Origin of the sequence: Streptomyces sp. CB01881 (assembly GCF_002953255.1) — a bacterium.
GTDB lineage: Bacteria > Actinomycetota > Actinomycetes > Streptomycetales > Streptomycetaceae > Kitasatospora.
The window spans coordinates 5,851,706-5,867,300 of sequence record NZ_CP026498.1 but is presented as its reverse complement, the minus strand read 5'-3'; the positions used below and the strand labels follow the sequence as shown (position 1 = coordinate 5,867,300).

Annotated in this window: 13 protein-coding genes, 1 pseudogene and 1 riboswitch; of the genes and pseudogenes, 12 read left to right on the top strand and 2 right to left on the bottom strand. The window is 74.2% G+C overall.

Going from position 1 to position 15,595, the window contains the following annotated elements:
* Positions 1-102: 102 nt before the first annotated feature.
* From C2142_RS41575 to C2142_RS15350, 4 genes are all read left to right on the top strand, one after another.
* Positions 103-888 carry an MptD family putative ECF transporter S component gene (locus tag C2142_RS41575; protein ID WP_148643168.1) on the top strand — a complete coding sequence of 262 codons (786 nt, stop codon included), beginning with the start codon at positions 103-105 and terminating at the stop codon, positions 886-888.
* A complete protein-coding gene (locus C2142_RS15360) occupies positions 885-2,630 on the top strand; it encodes a serine/threonine-protein kinase (RefSeq protein WP_148643167.1) in 1,746 nt (581 codons plus the stop codon). Before C2142_RS41575 ends, C2142_RS15360 begins: the two co-directional genes overlap by 4 nt.
* A 318-nt stretch (positions 2,631-2,948) precedes the next feature.
* A complete protein-coding gene (locus C2142_RS15355) occupies positions 2,949-4,397 on the top strand; it encodes a histidine kinase (RefSeq protein WP_241002597.1) in 1,449 nt (482 codons plus the stop codon).
* A gap of 7 nt (positions 4,398-4,404) precedes the next feature.
* Positions 4,405-5,130, top strand: coding sequence for a response regulator transcription factor (locus C2142_RS15350; RefSeq protein ID WP_148643165.1), 726 nt, complete (start codon positions 4,405-4,407; stop codon positions 5,128-5,130).
* A 159-nt stretch (positions 5,131-5,289) separates the two neighbouring features.
* Here C2142_RS15350 and C2142_RS15345 read toward each other — a convergent pair.
* Positions 5,290-5,898 (bottom strand): annotated as a pseudogene (locus C2142_RS15345) (phosphatase PAP2 family protein); the annotation flags it as partial.
* 214 nt (positions 5,899-6,112) lie between these two features.
* Between C2142_RS15345 and C2142_RS15340 the strand changes: the two are divergent.
* A complete protein-coding gene (locus C2142_RS15340; RefSeq protein WP_148643164.1) occupies positions 6,113-6,709 on the top strand; it encodes a hypothetical protein in 597 nt (198 codons plus the stop codon).
* Positions 6,710-6,847: 138 nt separating this feature from the next.
* Positions 6,848-7,882, top strand: coding sequence for a MazG family protein (locus C2142_RS15335; RefSeq protein WP_148643163.1), 1,035 nt, complete (start codon positions 6,848-6,850; stop codon positions 7,880-7,882).
* Positions 7,883-7,997: 115 nt separating this feature from the next.
* Here the strand turns inward: C2142_RS15335 and C2142_RS15330 are convergent, their stop codons facing one another.
* Complete coding sequence (locus C2142_RS15330) at positions 7,998-8,423, bottom strand: SDR family NAD(P)-dependent oxidoreductase (protein ID WP_148643162.1); 426 nt, start codon at positions 8,421-8,423, stop codon at positions 7,998-8,000.
* A 327-nt stretch (positions 8,424-8,750) separates the two neighbouring features.
* On the opposite strand from C2142_RS15330, the gene C2142_RS15325 reads away from it, so the two are divergent.
* The 6 genes from C2142_RS15325 to C2142_RS15295 all read left to right on the top strand — a co-directional run bounded on the left by C2142_RS15325 (position 8,751) and on the right by C2142_RS15295 (position 15,115).
* Entirely contained in the window at positions 8,751-10,067 is a 1,317-nt protein-coding gene (locus tag C2142_RS15325; RefSeq protein WP_148643161.1) for a cytochrome P450, read from the top strand.
* Positions 10,068-10,293: 226 nt separating this feature from the next.
* Positions 10,294-10,465: riboswitch (cyclic di-AMP (ydaO/yuaA leader) on the top strand.
* A 5-nt stretch (positions 10,466-10,470) separates the two neighbouring features.
* The gene (locus tag C2142_RS41570; RefSeq protein ID WP_162002477.1) at positions 10,471-11,367 is read left to right on the top strand and encodes a transglycosylase family protein; all 897 of its coding nucleotides are present in this window, start codon (positions 10,471-10,473) and stop codon (positions 11,365-11,367) included.
* Between the two features lie 247 nt (positions 11,368-11,614).
* On the top strand, positions 11,615-12,898 hold the full coding sequence (gene eno, locus C2142_RS15310) for a phosphopyruvate hydratase (protein WP_148643160.1): 1,284 nt from the start codon (positions 11,615-11,617) through the stop codon (positions 12,896-12,898).
* 168 nt (positions 12,899-13,066) lie between these two features.
* Positions 13,067-13,540 (top strand): septum formation initiator family protein, encoded by a 474-nt coding sequence (locus tag C2142_RS15305; RefSeq protein ID WP_241002596.1) that lies wholly within the window; start codon positions 13,067-13,069, stop codon positions 13,538-13,540.
* Complete coding sequence (locus tag C2142_RS15300; protein WP_148643158.1) at positions 13,530-14,177, top strand: DUF501 domain-containing protein; 648 nt, start codon at positions 13,530-13,532, stop codon at positions 14,175-14,177. The genes C2142_RS15305 and C2142_RS15300 overlap by 11 nt, the downstream gene beginning before the upstream one ends.
* Positions 14,174-15,115, top strand: a complete 942-nt coding sequence (locus tag C2142_RS15295) for a Ppx/GppA phosphatase family protein (RefSeq protein ID WP_148643157.1) — start codon at positions 14,174-14,176, stop codon at positions 15,113-15,115. Before C2142_RS15300 ends, C2142_RS15295 begins: the two co-directional genes overlap by 4 nt.
* Positions 15,116-15,595 lie beyond the last annotated feature (480 nt).

The following is a 15,595-nucleotide window of genomic DNA, read 5'->3' as shown; positions in this document are numbered from 1 at the left end:
GAGGTGCGGGAGGCCCCCCGGTTGGCCGGTGGCGGGCGGTACGGTGTCCGGGGTTCGTCCGTACCGCGGGCGACCGCCGTCCTCACCCGCTCAGGAGCGCACATGTCAGGGCAGTACCCCGGGCAGTTCGGACCACCGTCCGGCGGCGCGTTCCCGGGCGGCGCGCCCGCCGGGGGCATACCGGGCGGGGCCCCGTACGGTGCCCAGCCGTACCCGGCCCAGCCCTACTCCGCCCAGCCGTATTCCGCCCAGCCGTACCCCGCTCCGGCCTACCCCGTTCCGCCGACCCAGCCCGTCCCGGCGCTGCGCCCCGCGATGGCCGCCGGCCCGTTCGGCGTGCTCGGGCGTGTGCTGTGGGCCCTGGTCCCGCTGGTGACGGTCGGTCTGCTCGGCGCGATCCCCTCGCTGTTGCTGGCGATCCGCCGGCGGCGGGCGTACGACATCGCCGGCGCGGTGGTCTTCGTCGCGCTGTTCCTCACGTACCTGGTCTGCGCGGGCGTCGCCGGCGGCACCAAGGCGCCCACCGCGGACACCATCGGCATGGTGGCGATGGTGCTGATGTGGTTCGGCGCGCCGCTGCACTTCCTGGTGATGGACCTGCAGGTGGTGTGGAACGCGGGCCGACCGAAGCCTCCCGCCCCCGCGGCCTACTACGCGCCGCCCGCCGCGTCGCACGCAGCGCCGACCATGCCCGCGGCGCCGTACGGACCGTACGGGCAGGGCCCGGCGGCCGGGTACGCGCCCCCGGCGCCCGCGCCCTCCCCCGGGTACGCGCCCCCCGCTGCCGGGCCCGCGCCTGCTGCCGGGCCTGCTCCCGCGACCGGTGACGAGCTGCGCGAGCTGGGTGAACTGCTGCGCCGTCAGGCCCGCGAGGGCGGCCGGCCATGACCGCGGACCGGGTGATCGGCGGCCGGTACCGACTGGCCGAGAAGATCGGCCACGGCGGTATGGGCCAGGTCTGGGGCGGCTACGACGAGCGGCTGGACCGCCCGGTCGCCGTCAAGCTGCTCCGCACCGACCACCTCCTCGGCGTCGGCCCGTCCTCCAGCGGCGGCGGTCGCGCCGCCGGCGGCGGGGCCTCCGGGGATGCCGGGGGCGCCACCGATCGCCTGCGCCACGGCGACGAGCTCCACCGCCGCTTCCTGCGCGAGTGCCGGATCACCGCGGCCCTCGACCACCCCGGCCTGGTCACCGTCTTCGACGCGGGCGAGGACGACGGCGAGCTCTACCTCGTGATGCAGCGCGTTCCGGGCGTCAGCCTGGCCGACCTGATCGCCGAGGACTCGCCGTTCCCGGTCGAGCGCGCGGTCGCCGTCGCCGCCCAGCTCTGTGCGGCGCTGGCCGCCGTCCACGCCGTGCCGGTGGTCCATCGCGACCTCAAGCCCAGCAACGTGATGGTCCGCGACGACGGCCGGACCGTCCTGCTCGACCTCGGCATCGCCACCGCGCTCGACACCGAGGCCACCCGCCTCACCCTCACCGGCGTCCCCATCGGGAGCCCTTCGTACATGGCCCCCGAGCAGGCGCTCGCCGCCGTCATCGACCCGCGCAGCGACCTGTACGCGCTCGGGTGCCTCCTGCACGCGATGCTCACCGGCGAGGAGCCGTTCCGCGCACCCACCGCGCTCGGCGTGCTGCGCCGCCACGTCGACGAACCGCCGGTACCGCTGCGCGAGATCCGGCCCGACGTCCCGGAACCGCTCGAACGGCTGGTCCTCGACCTCCTCGCCAAGCAGCCCGCCGACCGCCCGGCCCACGCCCAGCAGGTGTACGCGCGGCTGCTCCCGCTGCTCCCCGCGGCCGTCCCGGCCCCGCAACCCCGGTACGGGCCGTTGCCCGACCCCACCCGCCCGTACCGTCACCCCCACCAGCCGCAGCCCCGGCCGGGGGAGTCGGCAGCGGCGCCGGCCGCCGTGCCGACGGTCGCCGTACCGTCGACGGTTGCACCGCACCCCGCTGTACCGCCCCCCGCTGTACCGCCGACCGCCGTACCGCCGGCCCCGCGGGGGGAACCGCACCCGTTCCTGATGTCCGCGGTGCCCGCGCGCGAGTCGGACCTGGCGGCCGCCTGCGCCCGGCTCTCGGACCTGGTCGACGCCGGCCGGCGCGCCGAAGTGCTCGACCTCGCCGCCACGCTGCTGCCCCGCGCCCAGGCCGAACTCGGCGACGGCGCACCGCTCGTCCGCACCGTCCGGACCATCTACGCCCGCACCCTCCACCAGGAGCGCCGCTACCAGCACGCGCTCCCCGAGTACCGGTCGCTCGCCGCCACCGCGGACGGCGGCCCGCACGGCCCGCAGGGGCTGGAGCACCGGTACCGGGCCGCCGAGTGCTTGGAGCGGCTCGGCCGGGGCGCAGAGGCGCTCACCGAATACCGCGCGCTGCTCGCCGCCGACCCGGGTCCCGAGCCGGACCGGGCCTTCGACATCCGCGAACGGATCGGAACCCTGCTTACGGCGGGCGGCGACGCCGAGGCCGCCTGGCAGTGGCTGCTCCAACTCCTCTTCGACCGCGAACGCCGTGACGGCCCGCACCACCCGGCCGTCCGCCGCCTCCGCCAGAACCTCGACACTCTGCAGGCCCACCGCAGCACCAACAACCCCGACCCCCGCACCACCCCCTGGCGCTGACACCGCGCCCGCCCGCACCGCACCGCACCGCACCCGCCCGCACCGCACCCGGGCCGGCCCGGACCCACGCCTCCCGCGGGCCGGGCGACCCCCGCGGAGCCCCAGTACCCGTCCCGCTCACCCCGGGCCCCGAGGGGCAGGAAGTCGGGTCGGTCCGACGTCCGGTACCGGGCGTAGCGTCCTCACTCCGAGCGTTCCGGGTACTCAGAGCGCTCCGGCGCCCGGGGTTCGCCGTGCCCGCCCGCGCCGGTGTTCCTGCGCGGGGGTATGACTTTCGACAGATCCGGTGCAGCACCGGGCCTCCGTAGGGTCGTCACCGTGCGGACCAATGGACAGCGGTGGGGCGGGCGGGTCGACGGCGGGCTGCTGGTGGGGGCTTCGGCGGCGATCGGGCTGAGTGTGACGAGCATCTGGTGGGCTGCGCCGGCGGTCGGTGCGGCGTTCCTGGCCGGGTGGCGGATGGAGCGGGCGCGGCCGGCGGTGGTGCTCCTGGTCGTCCTGGTGGCCGTCGGGGTACCGGCGGCGCTGATGGTGCCGGGGTGGATGGTGCCGGGGACGTCGGTCCTGTCCCTGGTGATCTGTGCCGGCATGGGGCCCTGGATGGTGGGCCGGTTCTGGCGGCAGTCGCAGGAGCTGGTGCGGGCCGGGTGGGAGCGGGCGGAGCGGTTGGAACGGGAGCAGCAACTGGTGGCCGAGCAGGCCCGGTTGCGCGAGCGGGCCCGGATCGCGCAGGACATGCACGATGCGCTCGGCCATGACCTGAGCCTGATCGCCCTGCGGGCCGGCGCCCTGAAGCTGGCACCCGACCTGGCCGGGCCGCACCGGGAGGCGGCCCAGGAGATCCGGGCCGGCGCCGGGGCGGCCGTGGAGCGGCTGGCGGAGGTGATCGGAATCCTGCGGGACGACGCGGACGGGTCGTCCGCCCGGGGCCCGGCCGACGCGGGCGTCGCCCAGTTGGTCGAGGAGGCGGCCGCGGCCGGCCTGGACGTCGGGCTGACCGTCACCGGCGAGGCGGACGGCCTGCCGCGCGCAGCCGAGCACGCCGCCTTCCGGGTGGTCCAGGAGGCGCTGACCAACGCGGCCAAGCACGCCCCGCGGGCGGCGGTCACCGTACGGGTGGCCCACACACCGGACGGTGCCCGCGTCCGGGTGGTCAACGGCCCGTCGCCGGTGAGCCCGTCAACGGTGGGCCCGTCAGCGGTGGGTCCGGCGGCCGGGGCGGGCGGTGGCGGCCGGGGCCTGATCGGCCTGGCCGAGCGGGTCAGGCTGGCGGGCGGCACCTTCAGCCACGGGCCCCGCGCCGACGGTGGCGGTTTCGAGGTCTCCGCGTACCTTCCGCGTTCCGGCGCCCCCGTCGCCGCCGCCGTGCCCGTCACCGTCTCGCCGGCCCGCGAACTGCACCACGCCCGCCGCCGCGTGGGCCGGATGATGGTGGCGGTCGTCCTGGTGCCGCTGGCCACCGTGCTGGTGCTCACCACCGTCCTGCGAGGATGGGCGGTCTACACCGCCGGCCGCGCCGTGCTGGACCCGGCGGACTACGCGTTGCTGCGGGTCGGCCAGGACCGCGCGACGGTACAGCGATTTCTGCCGGAGCATCAGTTTCCGTACCATCCGTCCGCAGGGAACCCGCCACCCCGGGGAGAAGGTGTGACGTGCGAGTACTACGCCATCACGGCCCAGCCGTTCAACGACGACCGCTCCGGAGACGCGTACCGGCTCTGCTTCCAGGGCGACGTGCTGATCTCCCTGGACGCCCTGATCGCGTGAGTGCCGGATGAGCGGCGGGGAGGGAGACGCGGCCGCCGCGCCGATCCGTGTGCTGATCGCCGACGACGAGCCGATGGTGCGCGCCGGTATCCGCGCGGTGCTCGCCACCGACCCGGGCATCGAGATCGTCGCCGAGACCGGGGACGGCCGGGACGCCGTCGAACTGGTCCGCCGCCACCGGCCGGACGTCGCCGTGCTGGACATCCGGATGCCCGGCGCGGACGGCATCAGTGCCGCTGCCGAGATCCGCCGGACCGGCGCCGCCACCGGGATCCTGATGTTGACGACCTTCGGCGAGGACGACTACATCCTGCGGGCCCTCGGCGGCGGTGCCAACGGCTTCCTGATCAAGTCCGGCGAGCCGGAGGAGCTGATCGCCGGTGTCCGGGCGGTGGCGGACGGTGCCGCCTACCTCTCACCCAAGGTGGCCGCGCGGGTGGTCGCCCACCTGGCCTCCGCCGGGGCCGGCGGGCCGGCCGACCGGCGCGCCTCCGCCAGGGAACAGGTGGCCGCCCTCACCATCCGGGAACGGGACGTGCTGACGCTGGTCGCCGCCGGGCTCTCCAACGGCCAGATCGCCCGCCGGATCGGGGTGGTGGAGGGGACGGTGAAAGCCCATGTGAGCTCCATCCTGGTACGGCTCGGCGTGCCCAACCGGGCGGCCGCCGCCGTCCTCGCGCACGAGGCCGGCCTGACCCTCGGCGGAACGTGCGCGGGCGGCCCGCGCACCTGAGCCGGCGGGTATGAGCGGCGGGGGCCCCAACAGCAGGGGCCCCAGGACGCGCACGCCGGCCAGTGCGGTCACCGCTGCCGTGGCGAGCGGCAGCAGGGCCACGACCACCGCGGCCGTGACCGCTCCGCCCAGGGCGGCGCCGGCGACCACGTCGTGCGGGTAGTGCACGCCCGCCGCCACCCGCAGCGCGGCCGTCGCACCGCCGACCGGGATGACCAGCAGGGCCCGGCGCGGGCGCAGCAGCACCAGGCCGGTCGCCAGGGCGACGGCCAGCGTCGCGTGGTTGCTCGGGAACGACCAGTCGCCCGGCGGCGGGCATTCGGCGACCGCCCGCCGTGCGGCGGCCGCGCCGGGCAGTGCCCGGCAGGGGCGCTCCTCGTCGATCACCATCTTCAGCACCTCGCTCACCGCGTACGCGAGCACCGTGCCGAGGCCGGTGAGCGCGACTCCTGCGACCAGCCCGGCGGCCCGCCGCCCGCGCGCCCTCCACCAGCAGAGCGCCAGCAGCAGGCCCAGTACCAGCAGGCCGGCCTCGGTCACGGGCTCCAGCAGCGAGGACAGCCAGTGCGGGGCGTCGGCGACGGCGTCCGCCACCCACCGGTAGCCGGCGGCGGACGGGCCGTCCACCACCCTGACCGGCGCGCCCGTGCCACCGCGCGCCGGCGCCAGCCACCCGACCACGCCAGTGCCCGCCGCTAGCAGCGCCACGGCGACGGCCACCCGACGGCCGGTGCTCCCTACCGCTTCTCTCCTGCCCGTGTTCCTCATGACCAGGACGGTAGGAGCGACGGCCGGGCGGCCGCCCGACCCGAAAGTCAGGGGGAGACCTGGACGATCGTCAGGGTTGACAGTCGGTGTGCTCCGCGCGGATGACCCGTTCGGGTCACGGTCCGCGCGACCCGGCCCCGTCCGCCCTACCCTCGGGACAACGCCGGCCCCTCACCGGACCTCCGTCGCGCCGCCGTCACCCCGGAGACCAGCCATGCACCGTCGGACCGCCGTCGCAGGCGTCCTGCTCGCCGCATCGGCGCTGGCCGCGTGCGGGGGCGGCGGGCTCACGCCGGGCACGGCGGCGGTGCTGGACGGCCGGCGGATCCCGGTGGGCACGGTCGAGGCGCGGGTCGCGGAACTGCGGCACACGGCAGGCGGCGCCTCGGCGGACGCCCGGGAGGAGCCGGACGGGCTGGCCCGGCGGGCCGTCTCCGACCTGGTGCTCGACGCGGTGGTCGCCCGTGCGGTGGCGGAGCGGGGGCCGGCCATCGGCACCGCCGAGGTGACGGCGGCCCGCACGGCGGACGAGGAGCGGTACGGCGGGGCCGGAGCGCTCGCCCGGGCACTGGCGGCCCGGGGCGTCCCGGGCAGCGGCATCGACGACTACTACCGCCGCAGGCTGGGCATCACCCGCCTCGCCGCCGCAGCCGGCCAGGACGCCGACACCCCGGCGGGCGACGCCACCGTCCGCCGCGCCCTGGCCGCCGCGGCCACCGCCCTCCACGTGCACGTCAACCCCCGCTACGGCAGCTGGAACCCGGACCAGGTCGCCCTCCTCCCCGATGCCCCGCCCTGGCTGGCCCCCTGACCGGAGCGAAAGGGGCCGCACACGGGAAGTCGGAGGGGCCGACTTCCGGTGCACGGGGCCGGCGAGGTGCGCGCGGGGCGGGTGTTGCCCCGGGAAGCGCGGAGGTGGGGCGTCGGCAGGGGCGGGTAGGTTCGGGGTGTGACGAATTCTCCGGGCGCCAAGTTGATCCTGCTCACCACCACCCACCGGGTGGCCCCCGGCCTGCTGGCGTGGCCGGCATGGGAGGCGCTGCGCTCGGCAGGGCGGGTACTGGCGGGGGACGCCGGGAACCCGCAACTGGCGGCGGTGCGGCAGGCCGGTGTCGAGGTGGAGGTCGTGCCGCCGGGCTCGGCGCCGGCCCTGGCACGCCTGCTGACCGACCTGCCGGCCGACCTGCCGGCCGGAGCGGGCCCGACGGTCTGGCTGGGCAGCCCGGACGGTGACCCGGGGCTGACCGACGCGCTGGCGCGCCTCGCGGTGGAGCACGCGGGTGAGGTGCCCGAGATCGAGGTGCTGCCGGGCTCGTACGACCTGCCGGGTGCGCGCCTGCTGGACCTGGTCTCGGTGATGGACCGCCTGCGCTCGCCGGGCGGCTGTCCCTGGGATGCCGAGCAGACCCACGCCAGCCTGGTGAAGTACCTGGTGGAGGAGGCCTTCGAGCTGGTCGAGGCGATCGAGGAGGGGGACCGCGAGACGCTCCGGGAGGAGCTGGGCGACGTCCTGCTCCAGGTCTTCTTCCACTCCCGGATCGCCGAGGAGCACCCCACCGACGCGTTCTCGATCGACGACGTGGCGGGGGACATCGTCGAGAAGCTGATGTACCGCCACCCGCACGTGTTCGGGGACACCGAGGCCGAGGGCGCCGCCGAGGTGGAGGCGAACTGGGAGGCGCTGAAGGCGGCCGAGAAGTCGGACCGCGAGTCGGTGCTGGACGGCGTGCCGGCCGGGCTGCCGTCGCTGGCGTACACGGCGAAGCTGGTGTCGCGGGTGCGCCGGGCCGGGGTGGCGGGAGTGCCCGACGCGCCGTACGAGCTGCCGGCCGAGCTCACCGCGGAGTCGGCGGGCACGCTGCTGCTGGCCGTGGCGCAGCGGGCGCACGACGCGGGTGTGGACGTGGACGCCGCGTTGCGGGCGGCCGCGCGCGGCTACCGGGACGCCGTCCGCGCCGCGGAGGGGCTCAAGCCGAAGGACTGAACCCCGGGCACCGCCCGGCCCCCTGACGGCTCCCGGCCCTGATGAGTCCTCGCCCTGACGGCTCCCGGCTCGGACGGCTCCCGGCCCCCGGGGGACGACGTCCGGGCAGGACGGGTCAGACCGTGGCGGCGTCCTCCACCGGACGGCGCTGCTGCGGCACCACGACCTCGCCGATGGCCTCGCCGACCAGTGCGAGCAGCTCGGCGAGCCGCTCCAGGTCCAGGTGGTCGGGCAGCTCGGCGAGGGAGACGATGCGCTCGCCGTCCGGGCCGGCCACGCAGAACAGGTCGATCGGTCCGAGGTGCTTCTCGGCGGTGTCGACGAGGGCGGCGACGTCGCTGGGGCGGCGGATGTCGCCGCAGACGCCGACGACCGGGCACCCGGGCCGGTCGAGCTCGGTGGCGAGGTCCTCGGCGATGCCCTCCCGCTGGTCGGCGATGAGCACCCCGACGGCGCCGGCGGCGGTGAAGCGGCGTGCGAGATCGGCACCCGACCCGCCGTCGAGTACGGCGATGACCACGACTGCCCCGGTGACCCGCATGGTGCGCTCCTCCCTGTGGGCGGCTCCGCACCGGCGCCCACGTGTTGCTTTGCGGGAGGATCGTAGGCTTGTCCTGACCCTCCGCAACAGGGATTACCCCTCAGGTGACCAGGCTCACGCCTGCCACGCCCGGGAACCCGTCGGCAGGGCCCCGCGAACCGGTGCCCCGCGACGCCCCGCCGGCGTCCCACCGACGTCCCGCGACGCCTCGCCGACACCCCGGGGAACCGCCCCCGCCCCCCCGCCGGACCGACGCCCCGCCGACGCCCCCGCACGTCCGGGAACCGCCCCCGGCCCCCGGGGGATCCCACCGGATACCGTCGACCCATGCCAGTTCAGCCCGATTCCGCCCGTCCGCCGCTCTTCACCTGGGACTTCGCCGCCGACCCGTACCCGGCGTACGCGTGGCTGCGGGAGCACGAGCCGGTGCATCGCACCACCTTGCCGAGCGGGGTCGAGGCCTGGCTGGTGACCAGGTACGCGGACGCCCGGCAGGCCCTCGCCGACAGCCGGCTCTCCAAGAACCCGCTCCACCACAGCACGCACGCCCACAGCACGGGCCGGGTCGGCATCCCGGGCGAACGCCAGGCCAACCTGATGACGCATCTGCTGAACATCGACCCGCCGGACCACACCCGGCTGCGCCGGCTGGTCTCGAAGGCGTTCACGCCCCGCCGGGTGGCCGAGTTCGAGCCGAGGGTGCAGCAGCTCACCGACCGGCTGATCGACGGTTTCGCGGAGCGCGGCAGCGCCGACCTGATCCACGAGTTCGCCTTCCCCCTCCCCATCTACGCGATCTGCGACCTGCTCGGCGTGCCCGCGGAGGACCAGGACGACTTCCGGGACTGGGCGGGCATGATGGTGCGGCACACCAGGCCGGGCCAGGGCGGGGGCCAGCGCGGTGGTGTGGGGCGGGCGGTGAAGCGGATCCGCGCCTACCTGGCGGAGCTGATCCACCGCAAGCGGGCGGACCTCGGAGACGACCTGATCTCCGGTCTGATCCGGGCCAGCGACCACGGCGAGCACCTGACCGAGAACGAGGCCGCGGCGATGGCCTTCATCCTGCTCTTCGCCGGGTTCGAGACGACCGTCAACCTGATCGGCAACGGCACCTACGCGCTGCTGCGCAACCCGGACCAGCGGGCGCTGCTGCAGGATTCGATCGCCCGTGGGGAGAGCGCCCTGCTGGAGACCGGGATCGAGGAACTCCTGCGCTACGACGGGCCGGTGGAGCTGGCCACCTGGCGGTTCGCGACCAGCCCGCTGACCATCGGCGGAGTGGCGATCCCGGTCGGCGATCCGGTGCTGGTGGTGCTCGCGGCGGCGGACCGGGACCCGGCGAGGTTCGCCGACGAGAACACCCTCGACCTGGCCCGGGCGGACAACCCGCACCTGGGCTTCGGGCACGGCATCCACTACTGCATCGGCGCCCCGCTGGCGCGGCTGGAGGGGCGGGCGGCGCTGGCCACCCTGCTCTCCCGGCTGCCCGACCTGCGGCTCGCCGAGAGTCCGGAGGACCTGCGCTGGCGAGGTGGTCTGATCATGCGTGGACTTCGTGAACTTCCGGTCGAATTCACTCCCGAGAAGAAGCCCGTCGTCCCTGCTGACGAGCCCTCGGCCGGGCCATCTGGCGTCACGGATTGAGGTCTCAACACGCTGACGGGACGTCTCCGACACGCCGAAACACGGGGGTTGAATCACCATCAAAGCGGACATACCGCCTTCGTTGGTAGACGATCGGCCACTCACCGTAATTTCTGTGTGATATCGGCGATATGAGCTTGTGATTGGTAAGAGGATCTGCCTACCCTCCCTGAAGTTCGCAGCTGCGGACCTCGTGCGCGGAACGCCGAATCCTGCCCGCCGCGTCACGGGAAACCGACCAGACCCCTGGGCAGGGGCGGGGGAACCAGGTTTGTTGCCGTCCCCCACGGCTTGGGGTGAAGCCGCCCGCGCGGGCAGAAAGCCTTCCGCGCGACGCGGCCGGGCCACCTCCCGGTCCGAACCCGACAGCTCACCTCGCAGGCGTGCGGAGAGGGACCCATTCATGCTGTTCGTTGGAACTGGCCGTCACCGTCGTCGCACCCAGGCCGAGAAGGCCATCGCAGTCGCCGGTGTGGCCGGCGTCGGACTCGCGATGCCGATCCTCACCGCCGCCGGCGCCTCGGCGGCCCCCGTCTCGACCTGGGACGCGGTCGCCCAGTGCGAGAGCGGCGGCAACTGGAGCATCAACACGGGCAACGGCTTCTACGGCGGCCTGCAGTTCACCTCCGGCACCTGGAAGGCGTACGGCGGCACGTCCTACGCGCCGCAGGCCAGCCAGGCCAGCAAGGGCCAGCAGATCTCGGTCGCGGAGAAGGTCCTCGCCTCGCAGGGCCCGGGTGCCTGGCCGGTCTGCTCGCAGAAGGCCGGCCTGAGCAAGGGCGGCGCCCCGGCCTCGGTCGACACCGCCTCGGACGCCAAGCCCGCCGCGCAGCAGCCCGCCGCGCCGAAGCCGGCCCAGAAGCCCGCCCAGCCGAAGCCGGCCCAGAAGCCCGCCGCCCAGCAGCACGCGCAGCAGGCCCAGCCGTACGCCCAGCAGCAGGACACGGCCCCGGACTTCTCCGGCCACGGCGGCTGGGACGCCGAGGCGAAGGTGTACTGGTACCAGAGCAACGGCGCCTGGTACTGGACCAGCCACCAGAGCGTCTACCAGCAGTACGCCGGCCAGGGTGCGGGCCAGGACGCCCGCGCCGCGCAGGCCGCCCCGGTCGCGCAGAGCGCCCCCGCGGCCCAGCAGCACGCCGGCCACGGCTACACCGTCCAGTCCGGCGACACGCTGGCCGGCATCGCCACCACCCAGGGCCTCTCCGGGGGCTGGCAGGCGCTGTACGACGGCAACCGCGGCACCGTCGGCGCCGACCCGGACCTGATCATGCCCGGACAGGTGCTCAACCTCGGCTGAGCGCCCCCTCTCTCACGGTGACTCGGCGAAGGGGGCCGGATTTGGCCCCCTTCGTCAGCATCTGGTCGGCTTCCGTCGGGCAACCAGGTGAACTACCGGGGGGTAGCAGGGCCACACGCTGAGACGGGACCGAGGTCAGCGTGGCCCCGGGAGCCCGTGCGGTTAGGCTCTGGTCGTAACGACTCCGCAATCGTTCGTCCGACAGCACCCACCGTCAGTCGAACCTGCTTCCGCTAGGAGATGCCTCGTGCCGTCCATCGATGTCGTCGTAGCCCGTGAGATTCTCGACTCGCGTGGCAACCCCACGGTCGAGGTCGAGGTCGGCCTCGACGACGGCAGCACCGGCCGTGCCGCTGTCCCGTCGGGTGCCTCCACCGGTGCCTTCGAGGCCCTGGAGCTGCGCGACGGTGACAAGAACCGCTACTTCGGCAAGGGCGTCGAGAAGGCCGTCCTGGCCGTCATCGAGCAGATCGGCCCGGAGCTGGTCGGCTACGACGCCACCGAGCAGCGCCTGATCGACCAGGCCATGCTCGACCTGGACGCCACCCCGGACAAGTCCTCGCTGGGTGCCAACGCCATCCTGGGCGTCTCCCTGGCCGTCGCGCACGCCGCCTCCGAGGCCAGCGACCTGCCGCTGTTCCGCTACCTGGGCGGCCCGAACGCGCACGTCCTGCCGGTCCCGATGATGAACATCCTCAACGGCGGCTCGCACGCGGACTCCAACGTCGACATCCAGGAGTTCATGATCGCCCCGATCGGCGCGGAGTCCTTCTCCGAGGCCGTCCGCTGGGGCGTCGAGGTCTACCACACCCTCAAGGGCGTCCTGAAGGAGCGCGGCCTCTCCACCGGCCTCGGCGACGAGGGCGGCTTCGCGCCGAACCTGGACAGCAACCGCGAGGCCCTGGACCTCATCACCGAGGCCATCCAGAAGGCCGGTTACGTGCCCGGCCGCGACATCGCGCTGGCGCTGGACGTCGCCGCCTCCGAGTTCTACGAGGACGGCGCCTACCAGTTCGAGGGCAAGGCGCTCACCTCCACCGAGCTCATCGAGTACTACGCCGACCTGGTCGCCTCGTACCCGCTGGTCTCCATCGAGGACCCGCTGGACGAGTCGGACTGGGACGGCTGGAAGGCCATGACCGTCAAGCTGGGCGACAAGGTCCAGCTGGTCGGCGACGACCTGTTCGTCACCAACCCGGCCCGCCTGGCCAAGGGCATCGAGACCGGCACCGCCAACGCCCTGCTGGTCAAGGTGAACCAGATCGGTTCGCTGACCGAGACCCTGGACGCCGTCGAGCTGGCCCAGCGCAACGGCTACCGCTGCATGATGTCGCACCGCTCCGGCGAGACCGAGGACGTCACCATCGCCGACCTGGCCGTCGCCACCAACTGCGGCCAGATCAAGACCGGTGCCCCGGCCCGCTCCGAGCGCGTCGCCAAGTACAACCAGCTGCTGCGCATCGAGGAGATCCTCGACGACGCCGCCGAGTACGCCGGCCGCGGCGCCTTCCCGCGCTTCCGCTCGGAGTGACGCGCACGGTCGCCCTCGGGACCGGTGAACGCCGTACGTCCGAGGGCTGACCGCGCCCGCCGGCGCAAGTCTGACCGGTGCCCCGCCGTTCACCCCGTAGGGTGGACGGCGGGGCACCGTCGCGACCAGGAGGGGATACGGGAGATGGCAGGCTGGAGGATTCCGGGCTTGGCGGCCCGGCCTCGCTTCACGAGCCGGGCGACCGTCCTCGTCCTGGTGCTCTGCTCACTGGCGGCGATCCTGGCCTACCCGACCCGGCAGTTCATCTCCCAGCGCTCCGAGATCTCCGCCCAGCGGGCGAAGGCCGAGCACGCCCGGCAGCAGGTCGAGCAGCTGCGCCGGGAGAAGACGCGCTGGCAGGACCCGGAGTACGTCAAGGCGCAGGCCCGCTCCCGGCTGCACTACGCGATGCCGGGGGAGACCCCGTACATCGCGGTGGACCCGGCCGGCCAGGGCGCCGCCAAGTCCTCCGCGTCCTCGCCCGCCCCGTCCGACGGCACGGCCGCCGCCCCGGCGAAGGCCGCCAAGCCCTGGTACGCCAGCGTCTGGGACTCGGTGGACGCCGCCGACACCGCAGCGCTCGCCCCTCCCTCTTCACCCGCCCCCGCCCCCGCTGGAGCAAGCTCCCCCCATGACCACTGAGAACCACCCCTCCGTTCCCGACGCCGACGTCGCGGCCATCGCCGCCCAGCTCGGACGGGTCCCGCGCGGTCTGCGCGGCGTGGCGCACCGCTGCCCCTGCGGGAACCCGGACGTCGTGGAGACGGCTCCCCGCCTCGCGGACGGCACGCCGTTCCCGACCCTGTACTACCTGACCTGCCCCAAGGCCGCCTCGCTGATCGGCACCCTGGAGGCGGACGGCGTGATGAAGGAGCAGACCGCCCGGCTCGCCGAGGACCCGGAGCTGGCCGCCGCCTACCAGAAGGCGCATGAGGACTACATCGCCCGCCGTGACGCCATCGAGGTGCTGGAGGGCTTCCCGAGCGCCGGCGGGATGCCGGACCGGGTGAAGTGCCTTCACGTGCTGGTCGGCCACTCGCTGGCGGCCGGAGAGGGCGTCAACCCGCTCGGCGACGAGGCGATCGGCATGCTGGAGGACTGGTGGGCCAAGGGCCCGTGCGTCTCCGCGGCCGAGGTCGAGGCCGCCGGTGAGCGGGTCGCGCGCAACCGGGCCAAGGAGCAGGACCACGCGGCGGTGATCGCCGCCAAGGAGCAGAAGACGGCCGAGCGCGCCGCGAAGCGGGCCGCGGCCGAGGACACCGAGGAGGCCGGCGAATGACCACGACCCGCGTCGCCGCGATCGACTGCGGCACCAACTCGATCCGCCTGCTGGTCGCCGACCTCGACCCGGAGACCGGGGAGATCACCGACCTCGACCGCCGGATGATCATCAACCGGCTGGGCCAGGGCGTGGACCGGACCGGCCGGCTGCACCCGGATGCGCTGGCCCGCACGTTCGCGGCCTGCCGCGAGTACGCGGAGGTCATCTCCGGCTTCGGGGTCGGCCCGGACCGGATCCGTTTCGTCGCCACCAGCGCTTCCCGGGACGCCGAGAACAGTGACGAGTACGCCAAGGGCGTGCGCGACATCCTGGGCGTCGGGCCCGAGGTGGTCAGCGGCGAGGAGGAGGCGCACCTCTCCTTCGTCGGCGCCACCAAGGAGCTCACCGGCGGTCAGTTCCCCGCGCCGTACCTGGTCTTCGACCTCGGCGGCGGGTCCACCGAGTTCGTGCTGGGCGGGGCGGACGTCCAGGCGGCCCGCTCGGTGGACATCGGCTGCGTCCGGCTGACCGAGAGGCACTTCGGCGGCGCCGAGCTGCCCTCGGAGGAGCAGATCGCCGAGGCCCGGGCGCACGTGCGGGCGGAGCTGGACAAGGCCGAGGAGGTCGTCCCGCTGACCGGCGCGGCCACCCTGGTGGGCCTGGCCGGGACGGTCACCACGGTCTCGGCGATCGCCCAGGACCTGCCGGCGTACGACTCCGAGGCGATCCACCACTCGCGGATCAGCCGTGAGCAGGTGGCCCGGATCGCCGACGAGCTGCTCGCCGCCACCCACGACCAGCGGGCGGCCATCCCGTCGATGCACCCCGGCCGGGTGGACGTGATCGCGGCCGGAGCGCTCGAACTGCTGGAGATCATGACGCGGACCGGTGCCGCCGAGGTGGTCGTCAGCGAGCACGACATCCTGGACGGGATCGCCTGGAGTATGGCCTCCTGATCTGCTGAGGTCCTTACCCGCCCGGCCCCGGAGCCCCCTGGAGGGGCCCGGGGCCGGGGCGCAGCCGGGGCCGGGCGAGAAAGTTCGTGAATTTCTTCACATGACGATCCATCCAATCGTCGTGTCCGCATGCCCGCAACGTCCGAAATGTGGGACTGAAGGCGCGGTCGGCGTGGCGACCGCTGGATCGCAGGCGCGGCCCCCGTGCGGGTTTGAAAATCGAAATCACACACGGGAACCCAGGCGCAGCACGGATCGTTGCAGCTCAGCCGGGCCGCCCGAACGCCTGCGCTCACGGAGGGGTCCCGGGGGTTGTGAGGTGACACCCCGGGGTCGCGAGAAGGGCCGCGAAGTGTAGCATAGGGTGTCCAGAAGCTTGTGAGCGGGCTCACGAATGCTGCTCCGGACGGTGCTGGATACTTTCGGATATGAGCACCACGGAGCGTCCTCGCATCCTCATTGTCGGCGGACGTCGGCCTG